At 75.6% G+C, this 15,182-nt stretch carries 13 protein-coding genes; 3 read left to right on the top strand and 10 right to left on the bottom strand.

All coding sequences use genetic code 11. The annotated features are described in order from the left end of the window. Positions 1-69 precede the first annotated feature (69 nt). From AB2L27_RS11345 to AB2L27_RS11360, 4 genes are all read right to left on the bottom strand, one after another. Positions 70-1,062 (bottom strand): inorganic phosphate transporter, encoded by a 993-nt coding sequence (locus AB2L27_RS11345; protein WP_370441574.1) that lies wholly within the window; start codon positions 1,060-1,062, stop codon positions 70-72. Positions 1,063-1,064: 2 nt separating this feature from the next. Next, on the bottom strand, positions 1,065-1,685 hold the full coding sequence (locus AB2L27_RS11350) for a DUF47 domain-containing protein (RefSeq protein ID WP_370441575.1): 621 nt from the start codon (positions 1,683-1,685) through the stop codon (positions 1,065-1,067). Between the two features lie 95 nt (positions 1,686-1,780). Then, positions 1,781-1,993 carry a hypothetical protein gene (locus tag AB2L27_RS11355; RefSeq protein ID WP_370441576.1) on the bottom strand — a complete coding sequence of 71 codons (213 nt, stop codon included), beginning with the start codon at positions 1,991-1,993 and terminating at the stop codon, positions 1,781-1,783. A 52-nt stretch (positions 1,994-2,045) separates the two neighbouring features. Further along, positions 2,046-3,758: a metallophosphoesterase gene (locus AB2L27_RS11360; protein ID WP_370441577.1), complete on the bottom strand. Its 1,713-nt coding sequence runs from the start codon at positions 3,756-3,758 to the stop codon at positions 2,046-2,048. A 76-nt stretch (positions 3,759-3,834) separates the two neighbouring features. Between AB2L27_RS11360 and AB2L27_RS11365 the strand changes: the two genes are divergently transcribed. Beyond that, positions 3,835-4,683: an SDR family oxidoreductase gene (locus AB2L27_RS11365; RefSeq protein WP_370441578.1), complete on the top strand. Its 849-nt coding sequence runs from the start codon at positions 3,835-3,837 to the stop codon at positions 4,681-4,683. A 12-nt stretch (positions 4,684-4,695) separates the two neighbouring features. On the opposite strand, the gene AB2L27_RS11370 is transcribed toward AB2L27_RS11365, so the two are convergent. After that, complete coding sequence (locus AB2L27_RS11370; RefSeq protein WP_370441579.1) at positions 4,696-5,082, bottom strand: winged helix-turn-helix transcriptional regulator; 387 nt, start codon at positions 5,080-5,082, stop codon at positions 4,696-4,698. A gap of 82 nt (positions 5,083-5,164) precedes the next feature. Here AB2L27_RS11370 and AB2L27_RS11375 point away from each other — a divergent pair, with 82 nt between their 5' ends. Further along, entirely contained in the window at positions 5,165-6,028 is an 864-nt protein-coding gene (locus tag AB2L27_RS11375; RefSeq protein ID WP_370441580.1) for an NAD(P)H-binding protein, read from the top strand. 20 nt (positions 6,029-6,048) lie between these two features. Continuing rightward, on the top strand, positions 6,049-6,984 hold the full coding sequence (locus AB2L27_RS11380; protein ID WP_370441581.1) for an oxygenase MpaB family protein: 936 nt from the start codon (positions 6,049-6,051) through the stop codon (positions 6,982-6,984). A gap of 36 nt (positions 6,985-7,020) precedes the next feature. Here AB2L27_RS11380 and AB2L27_RS11385 read toward each other — a convergent pair whose 3' ends face one another. The 5 genes from AB2L27_RS11385 to AB2L27_RS11405 all read right to left on the bottom strand — a co-directional run bounded on the left by AB2L27_RS11385 (position 7,021) and on the right by AB2L27_RS11405 (position 15,167). Next, a complete protein-coding gene (locus tag AB2L27_RS11385; RefSeq protein WP_370441582.1) occupies positions 7,021-7,461 on the bottom strand; it encodes an OsmC family peroxiredoxin in 441 nt (146 codons plus the stop codon). Positions 7,462-7,589: 128 nt separating this feature from the next. Next, a complete protein-coding gene (locus AB2L27_RS11390; RefSeq protein ID WP_370441583.1) occupies positions 7,590-9,287 on the bottom strand; it encodes a DEAD/DEAH box helicase in 1,698 nt (565 codons plus the stop codon). 186 nt (positions 9,288-9,473) lie between these two features. Beyond that, the gene (gene pta, locus AB2L27_RS11395; RefSeq protein WP_370441584.1) at positions 9,474-11,585 is read right to left on the bottom strand and encodes a phosphate acetyltransferase; all 2,112 of its coding nucleotides are present in this window, start codon (positions 11,583-11,585) and stop codon (positions 9,474-9,476) included. 50 nt (positions 11,586-11,635) lie between these two features. Further along, positions 11,636-12,886 (bottom strand): acetate/propionate family kinase, encoded by a 1,251-nt coding sequence (locus AB2L27_RS11400; RefSeq protein WP_370441585.1) that lies wholly within the window; start codon positions 12,884-12,886, stop codon positions 11,636-11,638. A 40-nt stretch (positions 12,887-12,926) separates the two neighbouring features. After that, positions 12,927-15,167, bottom strand: coding sequence for a serine hydrolase (locus AB2L27_RS11405; RefSeq protein ID WP_370441586.1), 2,241 nt, complete (start codon positions 15,165-15,167; stop codon positions 12,927-12,929). Positions 15,168-15,182: the final 15 nt, after the last annotated feature.

Genomic DNA, 15,182 nt, shown 5'->3' on the forward strand with positions numbered 1-15,182 from the left:
GTGGGGCGGTCCCCCTCGCCGTCTCCCCCACCGGCCCACCGGACCCCCAGGGGGCGAGGGGAACCGGGGTCAGAGGAAGAGGCGCAGGAGGAAGTAGAAGGCCGCGGCGACGAGGCCGGCGGCCGGCAGGGTCAGCACCCACGCCCCCACCATCGAGCGCGCCACGCCCCAGCGGACGGCCGAGAGGCGCTTGGTCGCCCCCACTCCCATGATCGCCGAGGAGATGGTGTGGGTCGTGGAGATCGGGGCGTGGAACCCGAGCGCGGCGACGTACAGGACGACCGCCGAGACCGACTCGGCCGCGAACCCGCGGGCGGGGTCCAGGTGGATGATCCGCCGGCCCAGGGTCCGCATGATGCGCCAGCCGCCGGAGTACGTCCCGGCGCTGATGGCCAGGGCCGCGGACAGCTTGACCCACCACGGGATGGACTCACCGGTGTGAAACCCGCCGGCGACCAGGGCCAGGACGATGACCCCCATCGTCTTCTGCGCGTCCTGCAGCCCGTGCCCCAGGGCCATCGCCGCGGCCGAGACGGTCTGCATCATCCGGAAGCGGCGGTGCGTCGGGGCGGGGGCCTTCGCCCGGACAACCCACAGGATCACGACCATGACGAGGTAGCCCAGGACGAAGCCGGTGAGCGGGGAGACGATCATCGGCACGACGACCTTGTCGAGGATGACCGGCCAGTGCACAGTCGTGCTCGAGGCGATCCCCGCGCCGGCGAGCGCCCCGATGAGGGCGTGGGAGCTGGAGGAGGGCAGCCCGAGCCGCCACGTCAGCAGGTTCCACCCGATGGCCCCGAACAGGGCGGCGAGCACGACGACCATCCCGTGCTGCCCGATCCCGACGTCGACGATGCCCGAGCCGATGGTCTCGGCCACCCCGGTGCCGAGGAAGGCGCCGAGCAGGTTGAACGCCGCGGCCATGAGCAGGGCGATGCGCGGGGTCAGGGCCCGGGTGGAGACGGAGGTGGCGATGGCGTTGGCGGCGTCGTGGAAGCCGTTGGTGAAGTCGAAGGAGAGGGCGACGACCACCACCACGACGACGAGGGCGAGCTCCACGCTCAGGACTCCTTGACCGCGATGGTCTCCACCGTGTGGGCCACGTGCTCGAAGGCGTCCGCGGCGTTCTCGAGGGTCTCCACGATCTCCTTGTGCTTCATGATCGCGATGGCGTCGTAGCCGCCGTCGAACAGCTCGGCCAGGAGCCGGCGGTGGATCTGGTCGGCCTGGTTCTCCAGGCGGTTGATCTCGACCCAGTAGTCGGACAGGTCCGGCAACGAGCGCAGCCGCGGCATGGCCTCGGCGGTGAGCTCGGCCTGGCGGGCCAGGACCTGGACGATCTCCCCGACGGCGTCCGGCAGCCGGTCGACCTTGTACAGGACCATGAGGTCGACGGCGGCCTGCATGAGGTCGAGGCAGTCGTCGAGCCGGGAGGTGAGCTGGTAGATGTCCTCGCGGTCGAAGGGGGTCACGAAGGAGGAGTTGACCCGCCGCAGGACGGCGTGGGCGGCCTCGTCCCCGCGGTGCTCGATCTCCTCCATGAGGGCGCCGAGCTCGGCGCGGCGCCGCGGGTCGCTGCCGATGGCCTCGGTCAGGACCGTGGTGGCCTCCACGAGGATGCGGCCGGTTCCGGCGAACAGCTCGAAGAACGAGGTGTCCTGGGGGGTCAGTCGGAAACGCACGCCATGCTCCACGGTGTCGGCCTCGGGCCGCGCACGCGACCCGACCGGCGACTCTAAGCGGTGCCGGGCCGGGGCCCGGACACCGCCCGCGCCGCTCAGTCCCGGGCCGGGCCGCCCTCCACGCCCAGGACGCGGTCCAGCTCGCCGTCGACGAGCGGCCCGTCGCTCTCGGAGGCGGCCACGACGACGTCGGTGTAGAGCTCGATCTCCTCGGCCAGGACGGTGTCCGCGAGCGGCGCGCCGCCGCGCGTCCCCGGCAGGACGCGGCGGCCCTGGTCGGGAACGGGTACCGGATCGGGGTTCGTCATGATGGGGCCACCGTACGCCGCAGCCGCCGGGGACGGGGAGCCTTCGGCCCGTTCACCCGGTCGCGGAGCCCGTCGGCGTCAGCGTCAGGGGGGACTCCGTCGGGCTCGCCCCCCCGGTGCTGCCCGTGCCCGTGCCCGTGCTCGTGCCCGTGGTGGTGGCCGTGCCCGTGGTGGCCGAGGGGTCCGGGACCGTCAGCGGGGGCCGGTCCTCCTCGGTCAGGACGGTGCGCTGGAGGTTCACCTCGGCCAGGCCGAGCCCGCCGACGGTCACCTCGTCGTAGGCCAGCAGCTCACCGGCCCGGTCCCCGGAGCGGGCGAAGTACAGCAGGGTGGCGGACAGGGGCAGCGGGGAGCCGTCGGCGAGGCGGTCGAGACCGGCCGAGGTGATCCCGGCACCACCGGTGGTGCCCTCGACCATGATCCGCGTGCCCGAGGCGTCCAGGGTGACGGAGCGCTTGTGCAGGTGGCCGGCGAGCACGAGGGGCACCCGGCCCAGCAGCGGCTGCAGCCCGCTGGGGTCGTGCACGAGCGCGGCGTCGACGGGCTCGTCGGGGTTGGCCCGTTCCCAGTCCTCGATGCCCCCGGCCAGCACCTCGTTGGCCCGTTCCTGGATCTCCTCGGCGCTGCCGGTGGCCTGCTCCCCCTCCCCGTCGGGGGTGAAGACCGGGTCGCCCTGCCCGGCCAGGACCAGACCGGCGACCTCCGTGACGGCCCCCTGGTCCAGCACGACCGCCCCCTGGGCGGCGACCTGCTCCTGGGTCTGGGTGGAGTCGTGGTTGCCGCGGACCCAGACGTAGGGGACGTCGAGGCCGCCGATGCGCCCGAGGAAGCTGGACTCCACCTCCGAGCCCAGCGTCGTCGTGTCGCCGGTGTCGACGACGGCCTGGACCCCGAACTGCTCGACGAGGTTCTCGGTGAGGTCGTACCCCAGGGGGTTCAGGTGCAGGTCGGAGATGTGCAGGACCGTGGTGACGTCGGCGCCGAGCCCGGTGGGACCGTCCTGGGCGTCCCCGAGGACGGGCAGGTTGGCCGCGGCGGCGTACAGCGTGGAGACGCTGCGGACGATGTCGGACAGGCCGCTGCGGTAGCTCTCCAGGCGGTCCAGGGCGTTCTGGGTGCTGGAGACGACGTAGGGCGCGCGCGAGAGCAGGCCGGTGAAGCGCGGCTGGCGCAGCGCGGAGGGATCCAGGGTCGCCCACGTGCCCGCCCCGGTCGCGACGACGAGGACGAGCAGCGTCGCGCCGGTCTGCAGCGTGCGGCGCCGGCCGCGGAAGACGACGACGGCCGCCAGCAGGGCTCCGCCGAACCCGCACAGCAGGCTGTGGGTCGCCGCCCGGACGGTCGCGTCGCGCACGGTGTCGGCCGCGGTGAGCTCCAGGGCCAGCAGTTGCTGGGGGGAGCGGACGAGGCGGGCGGCCGCGTCGACGTCGACGCTCTCGACGTTCGCGGTCACGACCACCGGGGCGCGGTGGGTGTCGAAGGTGATCTTGCCGACGGGCGGCAGGTCGACCTCGACGCCGGGGGTCAGGCTCGGGCGGACCCGCACCTCCGTCTGCAGGGGGCCGACGTAGGTGCTGGCGCCGGGGGCCAGGGCGAAACCCACCCCGGCCCCGGCGGCGGTGACGATCAGGACCGCGATCCAGGGCAGCAGGTGCCGGCGGGCGAAGCGCGGGACGGGTCGCGCGGCCAGGCGCGACCACGCGGCGCGGCGGGCCGGTGAGGGGCGTGGCAGGCGCAGCGCGGGCCGGCGGATCCTGGCGGACATCGGGCTGATCCTCTCGCAGCCGGGCCCGGGCCGCCGTCCAGGGGTGGTTCCCGGCCGGCCGGGGTACGGGGAGGGCATGACCGACCACGCCCCGACGGGCCCCTTCCGCGACCTGCGCTCCCCCTCCCCCACCGGCCCGGCCGGCCCGGCCCTGGTCACCGGCTCGGAGTCGGGCATCGGCCGGGCCGTGGCGGTGGAGCTGGCCCGCCGCGGCCACGACGTCGCCGTCACCTGGTTCCGCGACGAGGCGGCCGGTCGGGCCACGGCCGAGCAGGTCCGCGCGCTGGGGCGGCGGGCCGTGCTGCACCACCTGGACCTGCGGGAGCTGCCCGCGGCGGCGGACGTCGTGGACGCGGTGGCCGGGGAGCTGGGCGGGCTGGAGGTGCTCGTCAACGACGCCGGGGTCGGGACGTCCTCGCTCCTGCTGGACCTGCCGTGGCAGGACTGGCGCGAGGTGCTGGCGGTCGACCTGGACGGGCCGTTCCTGCTGCTGCAGCGCGCCGCCCGCGCGATGGTGGCGGCGGGTCGCGGCGGTCGCGTCGTCAACGTGACCAGCGTCCACGAGCACCAGCCGCGGGTGGGCTCGGGCGCCTACTGCGCAGCCAAGGGCGGGCTGGGGCTGCTGACGCGGACCGCCGCCCTGGAGCTGGCCGAGCACGGCATCACGGTCAACGCCGTCGCCCCGGGCGAGATCGCCACGCCCATGACGGGGATGGCGGACGTCGACCCGCGCACCCGGCCCCGCCCGGGGGTGCCGCTGGGCCGGCCCGGGGACGCCCGCGAGGTCGCCGCCGTCGTGGCGTTCCTGTGCTCACCGGAGGCCTCGTACGTGACGGGGGCGTCGTACCCGGTGGACGGCGGGATGCTGCAGATGGGGCCGATGGCCGGCTCGCACCTGGGCGAGGAGACCTGGCGCCGGCCCTGAGCGGACCGGCGCTCAGCGCTGCGCGTGCTCGCGGCGCGAGGCCTCCACGTCGGCCACGGACGCCTCCAGCAGGTCGGCGAGGTCGCGCAGCCGCGCGGCGATCGCGGCTCCGAGGGGTGTGAGCTCGTACTCCACCCGCGGCGGGATCGCGGTGAGCACCTCCCGGGTCACCATGCCGTCGCGCTCCAGGGTCTGCAGGGTCTGCGCCAGCATCTTCTCGCTGACCCCGTCCACCTTGCGGCGCAACGCGTTGAACCGGAACGTGCTCTCGCCCAGGGCGAGCAGGACGAGCGAGGCCCACTTGGCGGTGACGGACTCGAAGGCGCCGCGGGAGGTGCAGTCGCGGGCGAAGACGTCCGCGAGGAGGTCCTGCGCCGGTCCGTCCGGGGTGTCGTCCACGGCACCAGGGTACCGCGGGAAGAACTGGCACTGTAGATTCGTTAGTGCCTTCCACCGCACAGCACTCACCTCAGGAGACCCCATGACCACCTACGCCGTCACCGCCGCCACGGGCCAGCTGGGCCGCCTCGTCGTCGACGCCCTGCTCGAGCGCGGGGTCACCCCCTCCGACGTCGTCGCCGTCGTGCGCACCCCGGCCAAGGCCGACGACCTCGCCGCCCGCGGCGTCGTCGTCCGCGCCGGGGACTACTCCGACCGCGCCTCCCTGGACGGCGCGCTCGCCGGCGTCGACCGCCTCCTGCTCGTCTCCGGCAGCGAGGTCGGCCAGCGCGTCGCGCAGCACGCGAACGTCGTCGAGGCCGCGCAGGCCGCCGGGGTCGGGCGCCTCGTCTACACCTCCCTGCTGCGCGCGGACACCTCCACGAGCCCGCTGGCCCCCGAGCACCGGGCCACCGAGCAGGCCATCGCCGACTCCGGCCTGCCCCACGTGCTGCTGCGCAACGGCTGGTACTACGAGAACTACACCGCGAGCCTCGGGCAGTACCTCGCCACCGGCGAGGTCCTGGGCGCCACCCACGACGGCCGGATCGGCGGCGCGAGCCGCGCCGACTTCGCCGCCGCGGCCGCCGCGGCCCTGCTCGCCGACGACGAGGGCGAGGGCGTGCACGAACTGGCGGGCGAGACGTTCACCCTCACCGACCTCGCCGCGACGATCACCGAGGTCACCGGCACGACCGTCGTCTCCCGCGACGTCACCGGCGAGGAGTACCGGCGCACGCTGGAGGGCCACGGCCTCGACGCCGGCACCGCCGGGTTCGTCGCCGCCCTCGACGCCTCCATCGCGGCCGGTGACCTGCACACCGACCGCACCGACCTCGCCGCCCTGCTCGGCCGGCCCGCCTCCACCCTGCGCGAGGCCGTGGACGCCGCCCACCGGGCGGCCTGACCTCGGGCAGGATGGCCCGCGTGCCGAACGCGCCGCGCAGCAGGACGCCCCGGGTGCCGGTGGGGGCGCTGTTCCCCCCGGCCCCCGGGGCCGGGCTGCCCGGGGACCCGGGCCCGTGCCCGGGTCCGCAGTTCCGCCGGGTCACCGGCGAGCGCGTCACCGTCCTGGGCGGGCCCGCGGCGATCCTGCTGCAGATCGCCCACCCGCTCGTCGCCGAGGGGGTCGCCGTCCACAGCCGGTACGCCGACGGCCCGGCCCGCCGGCTCGTCGGGACGTTGCAGGCGGCCCTCACGGTGACGTTCGGCGACACCGAGCAGGCCCGCGCCGCCGCCCGGCACGTCGGGCGCGCGCACGCCCCCGTCCGCGGCACGACCCGCACGGGCGTCCCCGGGACCCCCGCCGGCACCCCCTACCGCGGGAACGACCCCGACCTGGCCCTGTGGGTCCACGCCACCCTCGTCTGGACGGCCCGGCGGGTGACCGAGCGCTACGCCGGCCTGCGCCTGAGCCCGGCCGAGCGGGAACGGCACTGGCAGGAGTCCAAGCCGTTCGCGCGGGTGTTCGCCGTGCCCGAACGGGTCCTGCCCGGCACCGTGGCCGAGTTCGACGAGTACGTCCGCGACACCGTCCGCGGTCTCGTCGTCACCGACGACGCCCGCCGCATCGCGCGCGACATCCTCACCCAGCGCACCACCCCGCCCCTGCCCGGAGCGGCCGCGACGGCCCGGACGGTGACCGCCGACCTGCTGCCGCCCGCCCTCGCCGACGCCTACGGCATCCCCCGCACCCCGGCCCGCCGCGCGGCCGCCCGCGCCCTGCGCACGACGACGACCGCGGTCAGACCCGTTCTGCCGCAACGTTTAGCGCTGTGGCCGCACGCGCTCGTGGCGCAGCGTCGCACGACGCCCGCCGCCGGGACGGTGCGGCCACCCGAGACCGGGCGGCCCGTCGCCTGACCCCGGGCGGCCGGTGCACGACGGGTGGCGTGCGGCTCAGGAGTCCAGCGAGGCCTCGAGCGTGATCTCCACGCCGGTCAGGGCCTTGGACACGGGGCACGTCTCCTTGGCCTTCTGGGCGACCTCGGCGAACGTGTCGGCGTCGAGGCCGCCGACCTCACCGGTGACCTTGAGCGTGATGCCGGTCAGCTTGAACCCCCCGGCGGAGTCGGGCCCGAGGGAGACGTCGGCGACGACCTCGAGGTTCTCCGGGGTGCCACCGGCCTCGGCCAGCAGGGCGGAGAACTGCATCGCGTAGCAGGAGGAGTGGGCGGCCGCGATGAGCTCCTCGGGGCTCGTCGTGCCGCCCGCGTCGTCGGCCGCGCGCTTGGGGAAGGAGACGTCGTAGGTGCCGACCTTGGAGCTGGACAGCTCGACCTGGCCGGACCCCTTCTCCAGGGTGCCGTTCCAGGCGGTACGTGCGGTGCGGGTGGGCATGCGTCCTCCACGGTCGGGATCGGTTCGTGCGGACACATCCTCACCAGCTCCGGCCCCCGCCGCCACCGGGACGGGACGCCGGAGGGGGCGGAGGGCCGCAGCCCTCCGCCCCCTCCGGGTGCGGGACGTCAGTCGCGCGGGGTGCTCTCGCGGCGACCGCCGTCGCGGGACCCGCCCTCGCGGCGGGGGCCACGGCCACCGTCGCGGCGCGGGCCACCGCGGAAGCCGTCGCGGCGAGGACCACCGCGGCGAGGGCCACGGCCCTCACGGTTCTCCGTCGTGCGCCTCGGCTTGACCACCACGGGCTCACCGGACTCGGCGACCTCGCGGACCGTCTCGTCCCCGGCCAGGACGTTCTCCACCGAGTTGGCGCTCACGTTGGCGTCGCGGTGCAGCCAGCCGTAGCGGCGGACCTGGTCGGGCAGGGCGATGGCCAGGACCGTGCCCTTGGCGCCGGCGCGGGCCGTGCGGCCCGAGCGGTGCAGGTAGTCCTTGTGGTCGTTCGGCGGGTCGACGTGCACGACGAGGTCGACGTCGTCGACGTGGATGCCGCGCGCGGCGACGTCGGTGGCCACCAGGACGCGGGTCTCCCCGGCCGAGAAGGCGTCGATCGCCTTGGAGCGCTGCGACTGGCGCAGGTCGCCGTGGATCGCCTCGGCCGGAGCACCGGCCTCGCGCAGCTGGTCGGCCAGGCGCTGGGCGCCCAGCTTGGTCCGCACGAAGAAGATCGAGCGCGCGGGGCGCTGGCTGATCTCGGTGAGGATCGGCAGCTTGTCGTGCGGGCGCACGGCGAAGACGCGGTGCTCCATGTGCCCGACGGCCTCGGGGTCGGCCGGGACGGCGTGGAAGGCCGGGTCGGTGAGGAAGTCCGTCACCAGGGCCTCGACGCCGCGGTCCAGCGTGGCCGAGAAGAACATCCGCTGGCCGCCGGGCTTGGTGCCCTCGATGATCGAGCGCACGTTGGGCAGGAAGCCCAGGTCGGCCATGTGGTCGGCCTCGTCGAGCACGGCCACGTCGACCTCGGCCAGGGAGACGGCGTCACGCTCGATGAGGTCCACCAGGCGGCCCGGCGTCGCGATGAGGACGTCGATCCCGCGCTGCAGCGCGGCGATCTGGCGGCCGTACGGGACACCGCCGACGACCACGGACAGCCGCAGGTCCAGGGAGTCACCGAGAGGACGCAGCGCGTCGGCCACCTGCATGGCCAGCTCACGGGTCGGCACGAGGACCAGGCCGCGGGGGGCGCCGGTGATGCGGGCGCGCTTCTGCTGGGCCAGGCGGGCCAGCATCGGCAGGCCGAAGCCCAGCGTCTTGCCCGAGCCGGTGCGGGCGCGGCCGAGGATGTCGCGGCCGGCGATGCCGTCGGGCAGCACGCGCTGCTGGATGGCGAACGGCGCGGTCATCCCGCGGCGCTCCAGCGCCGCGACGAGCTCGTCGGGCAGACCCAGCTCGGAGAAGGTCGCCTCGACGACCTCGATGGACTCGGCCGCGGTCAGGGCCTGCTCGGTCGCCGAGGGGGCGAAGGAGCGCGGGCTGCGCGGGGGCCCGTTGCGACGGGCGCCACCGAAGCGGCCACCGCCGGAGCCGCCGGAGCGGCCCTGGTAGCCACCACCGCTGCGGGAGCCGTAGCCACCGGAGCGAGGACGCTCGTCGCGGGAGTAGTTCCCGCCGCCGCCGCGGGGGCGGTCGTCGCGGTCGAAGGAGCGCTCACCGCGGTCGGACCGCTCGTAGCGGTCGGTGTAGGCGCGCGAGTCGCGGCGCTGGTAACCACCCTCGTCGTTGCGGGGGCGGGAGGAACGGTACGAACGGTCGTCGTACTGGGGCATGGGGTACTGAACTCCACGTGGGGCTCGTCGGCCGCACGGCGGTCCGCCCCCAGGACACGCGAAAGCGCACTGATGCTGAGGGATGAGACTCAAGCGACCTCGCGGGCGGCTCGCCCGCTGAGTGGACGGCATCGACACCGTCGCCTCCAGGGTAACAGGCCGCGGACCCCGGCTCTTCCCGCGCGCTCAGCCCCGGGAGGCCTGGATGGCCGTCAGGGCGATCGTGTAGACGATGTCGTCGACGAGCGCCCCGCGCGAGAGGTCGTTCACCGGCTTGGCCAGGCCCTGCAGCATCGGGCCCACCGAGATGACACCCGCGTTGCGCTGCACCGCTTTGTACGTCGTGTTGCCCGTGTTGAGGTCGGGGAAGACGAACACGGTGGCCCGCCCGGCGACGGGCGAGTCCGGCGCCTTGGACGCCGCGACGGAGGCCACGGCGGCGGCGTCGTACTGCAGCGGGCCGTCGATGACGAGGCCGGGCTCGCGCTCGCGGGCGATGCGGGTCGCCTCGGCCACCTTGTCGACGCTGGACCCCGACCCAGAGGACCCGGTGGAGAAGCTGATCATCGCCACCCGCGGCTCGATGCCGAACGCGCGCGCCGAGGCCGCCGACTGCAGAGCGATGTCGGCGAGGTCCTCCGGCCCGGGGTCGGGGTTCACGGCGCAGTCGCCGTAGATCACGACGTCGTCGGGCAGGCACATGAAGAACACGCTGGAGACCAGCCGGGCCCCCGGCTTGGTGCGGACCACCTGCAGCGCAGGGCGGACGGTCGCGGCGGTCGTGTGCACGGCGCCGGCGACGAGGCCGTCGACGTGCCCGGCCTGCAGCATCGCGGTGCCCAGCCAGATGGGGTCGGACAGGGTGTCGCGGGCCACGTCGGGCTGCAGCCCCTTGTGCTTGCGGGCTTCGACGAGCACGTCGACGTAGTCGTCCACGAGCCCGGCCGGGTCCAGCACCTCCACCCCCTCGGGCAGAGTCAGCCCCAGGCCGGCGACGACGGCGGCGACCTCGTCGGGGGCGCCCAGCAGGACCGGTCGCGCGATGCCCCGCCGGGCGCAGACCGCCGCGGCCTGCACGGTGCGCGGTTCGGTGCCCTCGGGCAGCACGATGCGCTGCACCCGTTCGGCGGCCAGCGTCGTCAGCCGGCGGCGGAAGGCGGCCGGGGACAGCCGCGGGCGGTGCGCGGCGGTCGGCAGCTGCGCCAGCCACCCCGGGTCGAGGGCGTCGGCGACGGTGGCGGCCAGGGCCAGCGCCCGTTCGGCGTCGTCGGCGGGCACCTCGGGGTCGAGCCGGTTGACGGCCGTGGCGGTGGCGTAGGTGCTGCGCGCCGAGCGCAGGATGGGCAGCCCGGTCGCGGCGGCCGCCGCGGTCAGCTCCCCCACCCGCGGGTCCATGCCGACCCCGGCGGTCAGCAGCAGCCCGGCCAGCCGGGTGCCGTTGAGCGCGGCCAGGCAGGTGGCCATGACGACGTCGTGGCGGTCGCCGGGGACGAGGATGAGCCGGCCCTCGCGCAGCAGCGGCAGCATGCCCGGCACGGCCTGCGCGGCGACGACGACCTCCTTGACGCGCCGGCCCTGGTCGCCGTGGGTGAGGACGTCCAGGTCGAGCTCGTGGTCGAGGTCGTGGACGAGGTCGCGCACGCGGGGCCAGGTGAGGTCCGCGCGGAAGGGCACGACCCCGACGAGCGGGATGCCGTGGTGCTCCAGGGCCCCCCGCAGCGCCACCACCCGCGTCACGGCGGTCTCGGGGTCCTCGGCCCCGGGCCAGCGGGAGACCACCCCGCCGACCACGCGCAGCGCCTCCCCCGCGCGGTAGGTGCCGGCGGTGACGGCCATGTCCTCGGCGATGCGTTCGGGCGCACCGGGTTCGGCGCCCAGCAGACCGGCCGACCCGACGAGCAGCACGTCGGCGTCCAGCGCGGTGGCCAGGGCCTGGTTCACCCGGCCGGAGAAGACCTGGTCCGCCGAGGGGGCCAGGCCCTCCACGACGACGACGTCGTGGGCGGCGAGCGCGCCCTCGGCCGCGGCGACGACCTCCTCCATGAGGTCGTCGACCTCACCGCGGGACAGCCGCTCCACGACGCGGCCGGCGGCGATCGGCTCGGCCGGGTCCAGCGTCGTGGTCAGGCGCACCAGCGCCACCGAGCGGTCGGCCTCCCCCGAGCGCGTGGTCTGCGCCAGCGGCTTGTGGAACCCCACGTCCACCCCGCGCGCGTCCAGCGCGCGCACCAGGCCCAGGCAGGTGGAGGTCAGACCGGCGCCGTGACCGGTGGGGACGACGAGCAGCACGCGGGCCATGACCCCACCCTCTCCCACGGCCCGGGGCGCGGCCAGGCCGGGCCCGCGGGTCAGTGCTGGCGCACGAGCGCGGCGGTGTCGCGGGCGATGAGCAGCTCCTCGTCGGTCGGCACGACCATCGCCAGCGGCCCCGGGCCCGGCGCGGTGATGCGCCCGGCCGGGGTCGACCCGCGGCCGTGGTCGGCGTTGGCCGCGGGGTCCTCCACGAGCCCGAGGTGGGCCAGGCGCCCCAGCAGCATCGAGCGCACGTTGACCGCGTTCTCCCCGATGCCGCCGGTCAGGACGAGGGCGTCGAGCCCGCCGAGGGAGACCGTCAGGGCCGCGACGTGCTTGGCCGCGCGGTGGACGAAGACGTCGAGGGCCAGGCGGGCGCCGGCGTGCCCCTCGGCGGCCTTGCCCGACAGCGTGCGCACGTCGTTGGACAACCCCGACAGGGCCAGCAGCCCCGAGGCGGAGTTCAGCTGCCGGACGATCTCGGTGACGCTCTCCCCCGTCCGGTCGGCGACGAGCTCGATCACCGCCGGGTCCAGGTCGCCGGAGCGGGTCCCCATGACCAGCCCCTCCAGCGGGGTCAGGCCCATCGTCGTGTCCACGGACCGGCCGCCCAGGACAGCCGTCGCGCTGCAACCGTTCCCCAGGTGGGCGACGACGGTCCTGAGGGTTCCGGGATCGCGCCCGTCGGCGTCGGTGAGGATCTGCGCGGCGCGCTGGCTGACGAACCGGTGGCTGGTGCCGTGCATGCCGTAGCGGCGGACGCCGAACTCCTCGTACCAGCGCGCGGGCACGGCGTAGCGGTAGTTCACCTCCGGCATCGTCTGGTGGAACGCGGTGTCGAAGACGGCCACGTGCTCCAGGTCGGGCAGGACCGCGCGGGCGGCCTCGATGCCGGAGGCGTTGGCCGGGTTGTGCAGGGGCGCGAGCGCGGACAGCTCGTGGATCTGCTCCAGGACGCGGTCGTCGACGCGGACCGAGCCGCGGAACACCGACCCGCCCTGCACGACGCGGTGGCCGACACCGACCAGCGGGGGCAGGTCGAGGTCGAGCAGGCGCTGCAGCACGTGGGCCAGGGCCCCCCGGTGCGTGGTCGCGGCCGGGTTGATCGTGCGCGTCGTGGACTCACCCCCCGACGTCGTCGTCATGTGCACGACGGCGTCCGGGCTGCCGATCCGCTCCCCCAGGCAGCTCAGGGCCCGCTCCCCCGTCCGCGGGTCCACGAGCGCGAGCTTGACCGACGAGCTCCCGCAGTTCACCACCACGACCGACCCGCTGACCGACCCGCCGACCGAACCACTGCTGGGCACGCGCGACCCCTCTCCTCCGACGCCTCGTCCCGGCAGGCTCTCACGCACCCCCGGCCCGGCCGGGCAGCACCGTCGCCAGGGTCGTCGCCAGGTCCGCGGCGACCTCCAGGGCCCGGTCGCCCTCGGGCTGCAGGTAGCCCATGACGGCGACGTGCTCGGCCGGGAAGGCGAAGGCGCCGCCGGCGTTGACGGACTGCCCCCACCCCGCGGCCCAGCGCTGCCCGGCGGGGTCGGTGCCGCATGGGCACGAGGGCCACACCCCCAGGCCGTTGCCCAGGGGCTGCAGGTCGACCAGGGCGGTGCGGGCCTGCGGGGTCAGGACGAGGTCGGAGGAGAACAGCGCCCCCTGCCAGCGGGCCAGGTCGCCCGGTGAGGCGACGATCCCGCCGGAGGAGAAACCCACCCAGCCGGGGACCTCGCGCTGCTCGACGGTCATCGTGGTCAGGCCCAGCGGCCCGGCGACGCGCTCGTCGACGAGGTCGGCGTAGGACTGGCCGGTGACGTGCTCCAGGAGCAGCCCGAGCCAGAGGAACCCGCTGTTGGAGTAGGAGACCTGCGTGCCCGGCGTGAACAGCGGCGGGGCCTGGAGGGACAGGGTGACCAGCTCGGCCGGGCTCCAGAGCCGGTCGGGCTCGAAACCGGGCGCCTCGGTGTACTGGGGCAGGCCGCCGGCGTGGTGCAGCAGCTGGCGCGGGGTGACCGCCGCCCCGGCGGGGACCCCGTCCAGGTCGGGGACGGGGGCGTCGAGGTCCAGCGTGCCGCGCGTGGCCTCCTGCAGCACCAGGGCCGCCGTGACGCCCTTGGTCAGCGACGCCGCGAGGACCGGCTCACCGGCGGGCAGCCCGGTGCCCAGCTCGACCGAGCTCGTGCCCTCCCAGACGACGTCCCACAGCGCCGCCCCCGAGGCCACGCCGACGCTGGCCGCGTCGATGCCCTCGGTGCGGGCCACCCAGTCGTCCAGCGTGCGCTGCAGGTCCTCGGCGGGCAGCTCGGCCAGGGGCGCGGCCCGGGTCGGCAGCACCGCCCCGGGGTCGGCCACGACGTCGAAGGCGGACTGCGCCAGCGCGCTGCGGTCGGAGGGGCCGGGGATGGCGAGCAGGGACCGGCTCGGGCCGCCGGTGAAGGCGACGGCCAGCGCCAGGCACCCCGCGCCCACCGGGACGAGCGCCACCGGCAGGAGCACCGGCAGGCGGGCCGGCCGGGCCGCGCCCACGGGCCACCACCGGGGCGGGCGGCCGCCGGCGAGGTCCTCCACCCAGCCGACGGCGAGGACCGCGACGACCGTCAGCGCGAGCGAGCCGCCCACCACGAGCGGGACGACCGTCCACGCCGACGCCTGCGGCAGCACCTCGTCCACGGCCGTGCGGGCCAGGACGATCGCGGCCGGGTGCCACAGGTAGACCGTCACGGCGCGCGCCGTGACCCCCCGCAGGAACGGCGCCACCCGGGCCGAGGACCGGCGCAGCGGCCCCTGCACGAGCCCCAGGGCCGCGAGCCAGCCGAGGGCCGCCAGCGCCAGCAGCAGCCAGGAGGAGTTCAGCGACCCCCGGTCCAGCGGCACGACCGTCGACAGGGCCAGCGCCCCGCCCACCCCGGTCACCGCGAGGACCACCAGGACCCGGCGGGCCGGCAGGGCCGCGCTGCGCGCCCACGCCGCCCCCAGGACGGCGAACAGGCCGTAGCAGAGGGCGTCACCGACCCCCGTGCGCGGCAGTCCGGTGAGGGTGGGCAGGCCCACCCCCGGCCCCAGCTCCAGGACGGCGAGCCCGGTGAGGGCGAGCACCGCCGTGGTGGCCGGCCGGCGGGCGCACCGCAGGACGAGGGGGCTGAGCACGACGAGCCACAGGTAGTCGCTGACGTACCACAGGTGCGACGTGAGCCAGCCCTGCTGACCCTCCGCGCCCAGCGGGGGCAGCAGGGGCAGCACCCAGCGCCACGTGCCGCCGAGCGCGACGTCCTCCCCCGTGCGGTGCGCCGTCAGGACCGTCGTGACCAGCACCGCGGCCCCGAAGAGCCAGAAGGGCACGAGCAGCCGGCGGGCCCGGCGCAGGGTCGTCCGCCACCACACCCCCCGACCGCCGCGTCCCAGGCTCGTCGCCAGGAGCGACCCGGCGAGGAAGAACATCACCGGCATGGCGGGGAAGACCCAGGACAGCCACGCCCAGGCCAGGGCGTGCCACAGCAGCACCCGGGCCAGGGCGACGGTCCGCAACCCGTCGAGCAACGGGTCCCGGGCGGTGGTGGCGGGGGTCGGAGCGAGGCCCGGGAGTGCGGTGGTCATCGGGACCGATTCTCG

The sequence above is a fragment of the Kineococcus halophytocola genome, assembly GCF_041276425.1.
Lineage (GTDB): Bacteria > Actinomycetota > Actinomycetes > Actinomycetales > Kineococcaceae > Kineococcus > Kineococcus halophytocola.

Excerpts from the sequence above, each read along its gene's own strand:
- pta (WP_370441584.1), bottom strand. The coding sequence starts at position 11,585 with ATGGCCCGCGTGCTGCTCGTCGTCCCCACCGGTCACGGCGCCGGTCTG.
- AB2L27_RS11390 (WP_370441583.1), bottom strand. The coding sequence starts at position 9,287 with ATGCCCCAGTACGACGACCGTTCGTACCGTTCCTCCCGCCCCCGCAAC.
- AB2L27_RS11365 (WP_370441578.1), top strand. The coding sequence starts at position 3,835 with ATGACCGACCACGCCCCGACGGGCCCCTTCCGCGACCTGCGCTCCCCC.
- AB2L27_RS11375 (WP_370441580.1), top strand. The coding sequence starts at position 5,165 with ATGACCACCTACGCCGTCACCGCCGCCACGGGCCAGCTGGGCCGCCTC.
- AB2L27_RS11355 (WP_370441576.1), bottom strand. The coding sequence starts at position 1,993 with ATGACGAACCCCGATCCGGTACCCGTTCCCGACCAGGGCCGCCGCGTC.
- AB2L27_RS11360 (WP_370441577.1), bottom strand. The coding sequence starts at position 3,758 with ATGTCCGCCAGGATCCGCCGGCCCGCGCTGCGCCTGCCACGCCCCTCA.
- AB2L27_RS11405 (WP_370441586.1), bottom strand. The coding sequence starts at position 15,167 with ATGACCACCGCACTCCCGGGCCTCGCTCCGACCCCCGCCACCACCGCC.
- AB2L27_RS11385 (WP_370441582.1), bottom strand. The coding sequence starts at position 7,461 with ATGCCCACCCGCACCGCACGTACCGCCTGGAACGGCACCCTGGAGAAG.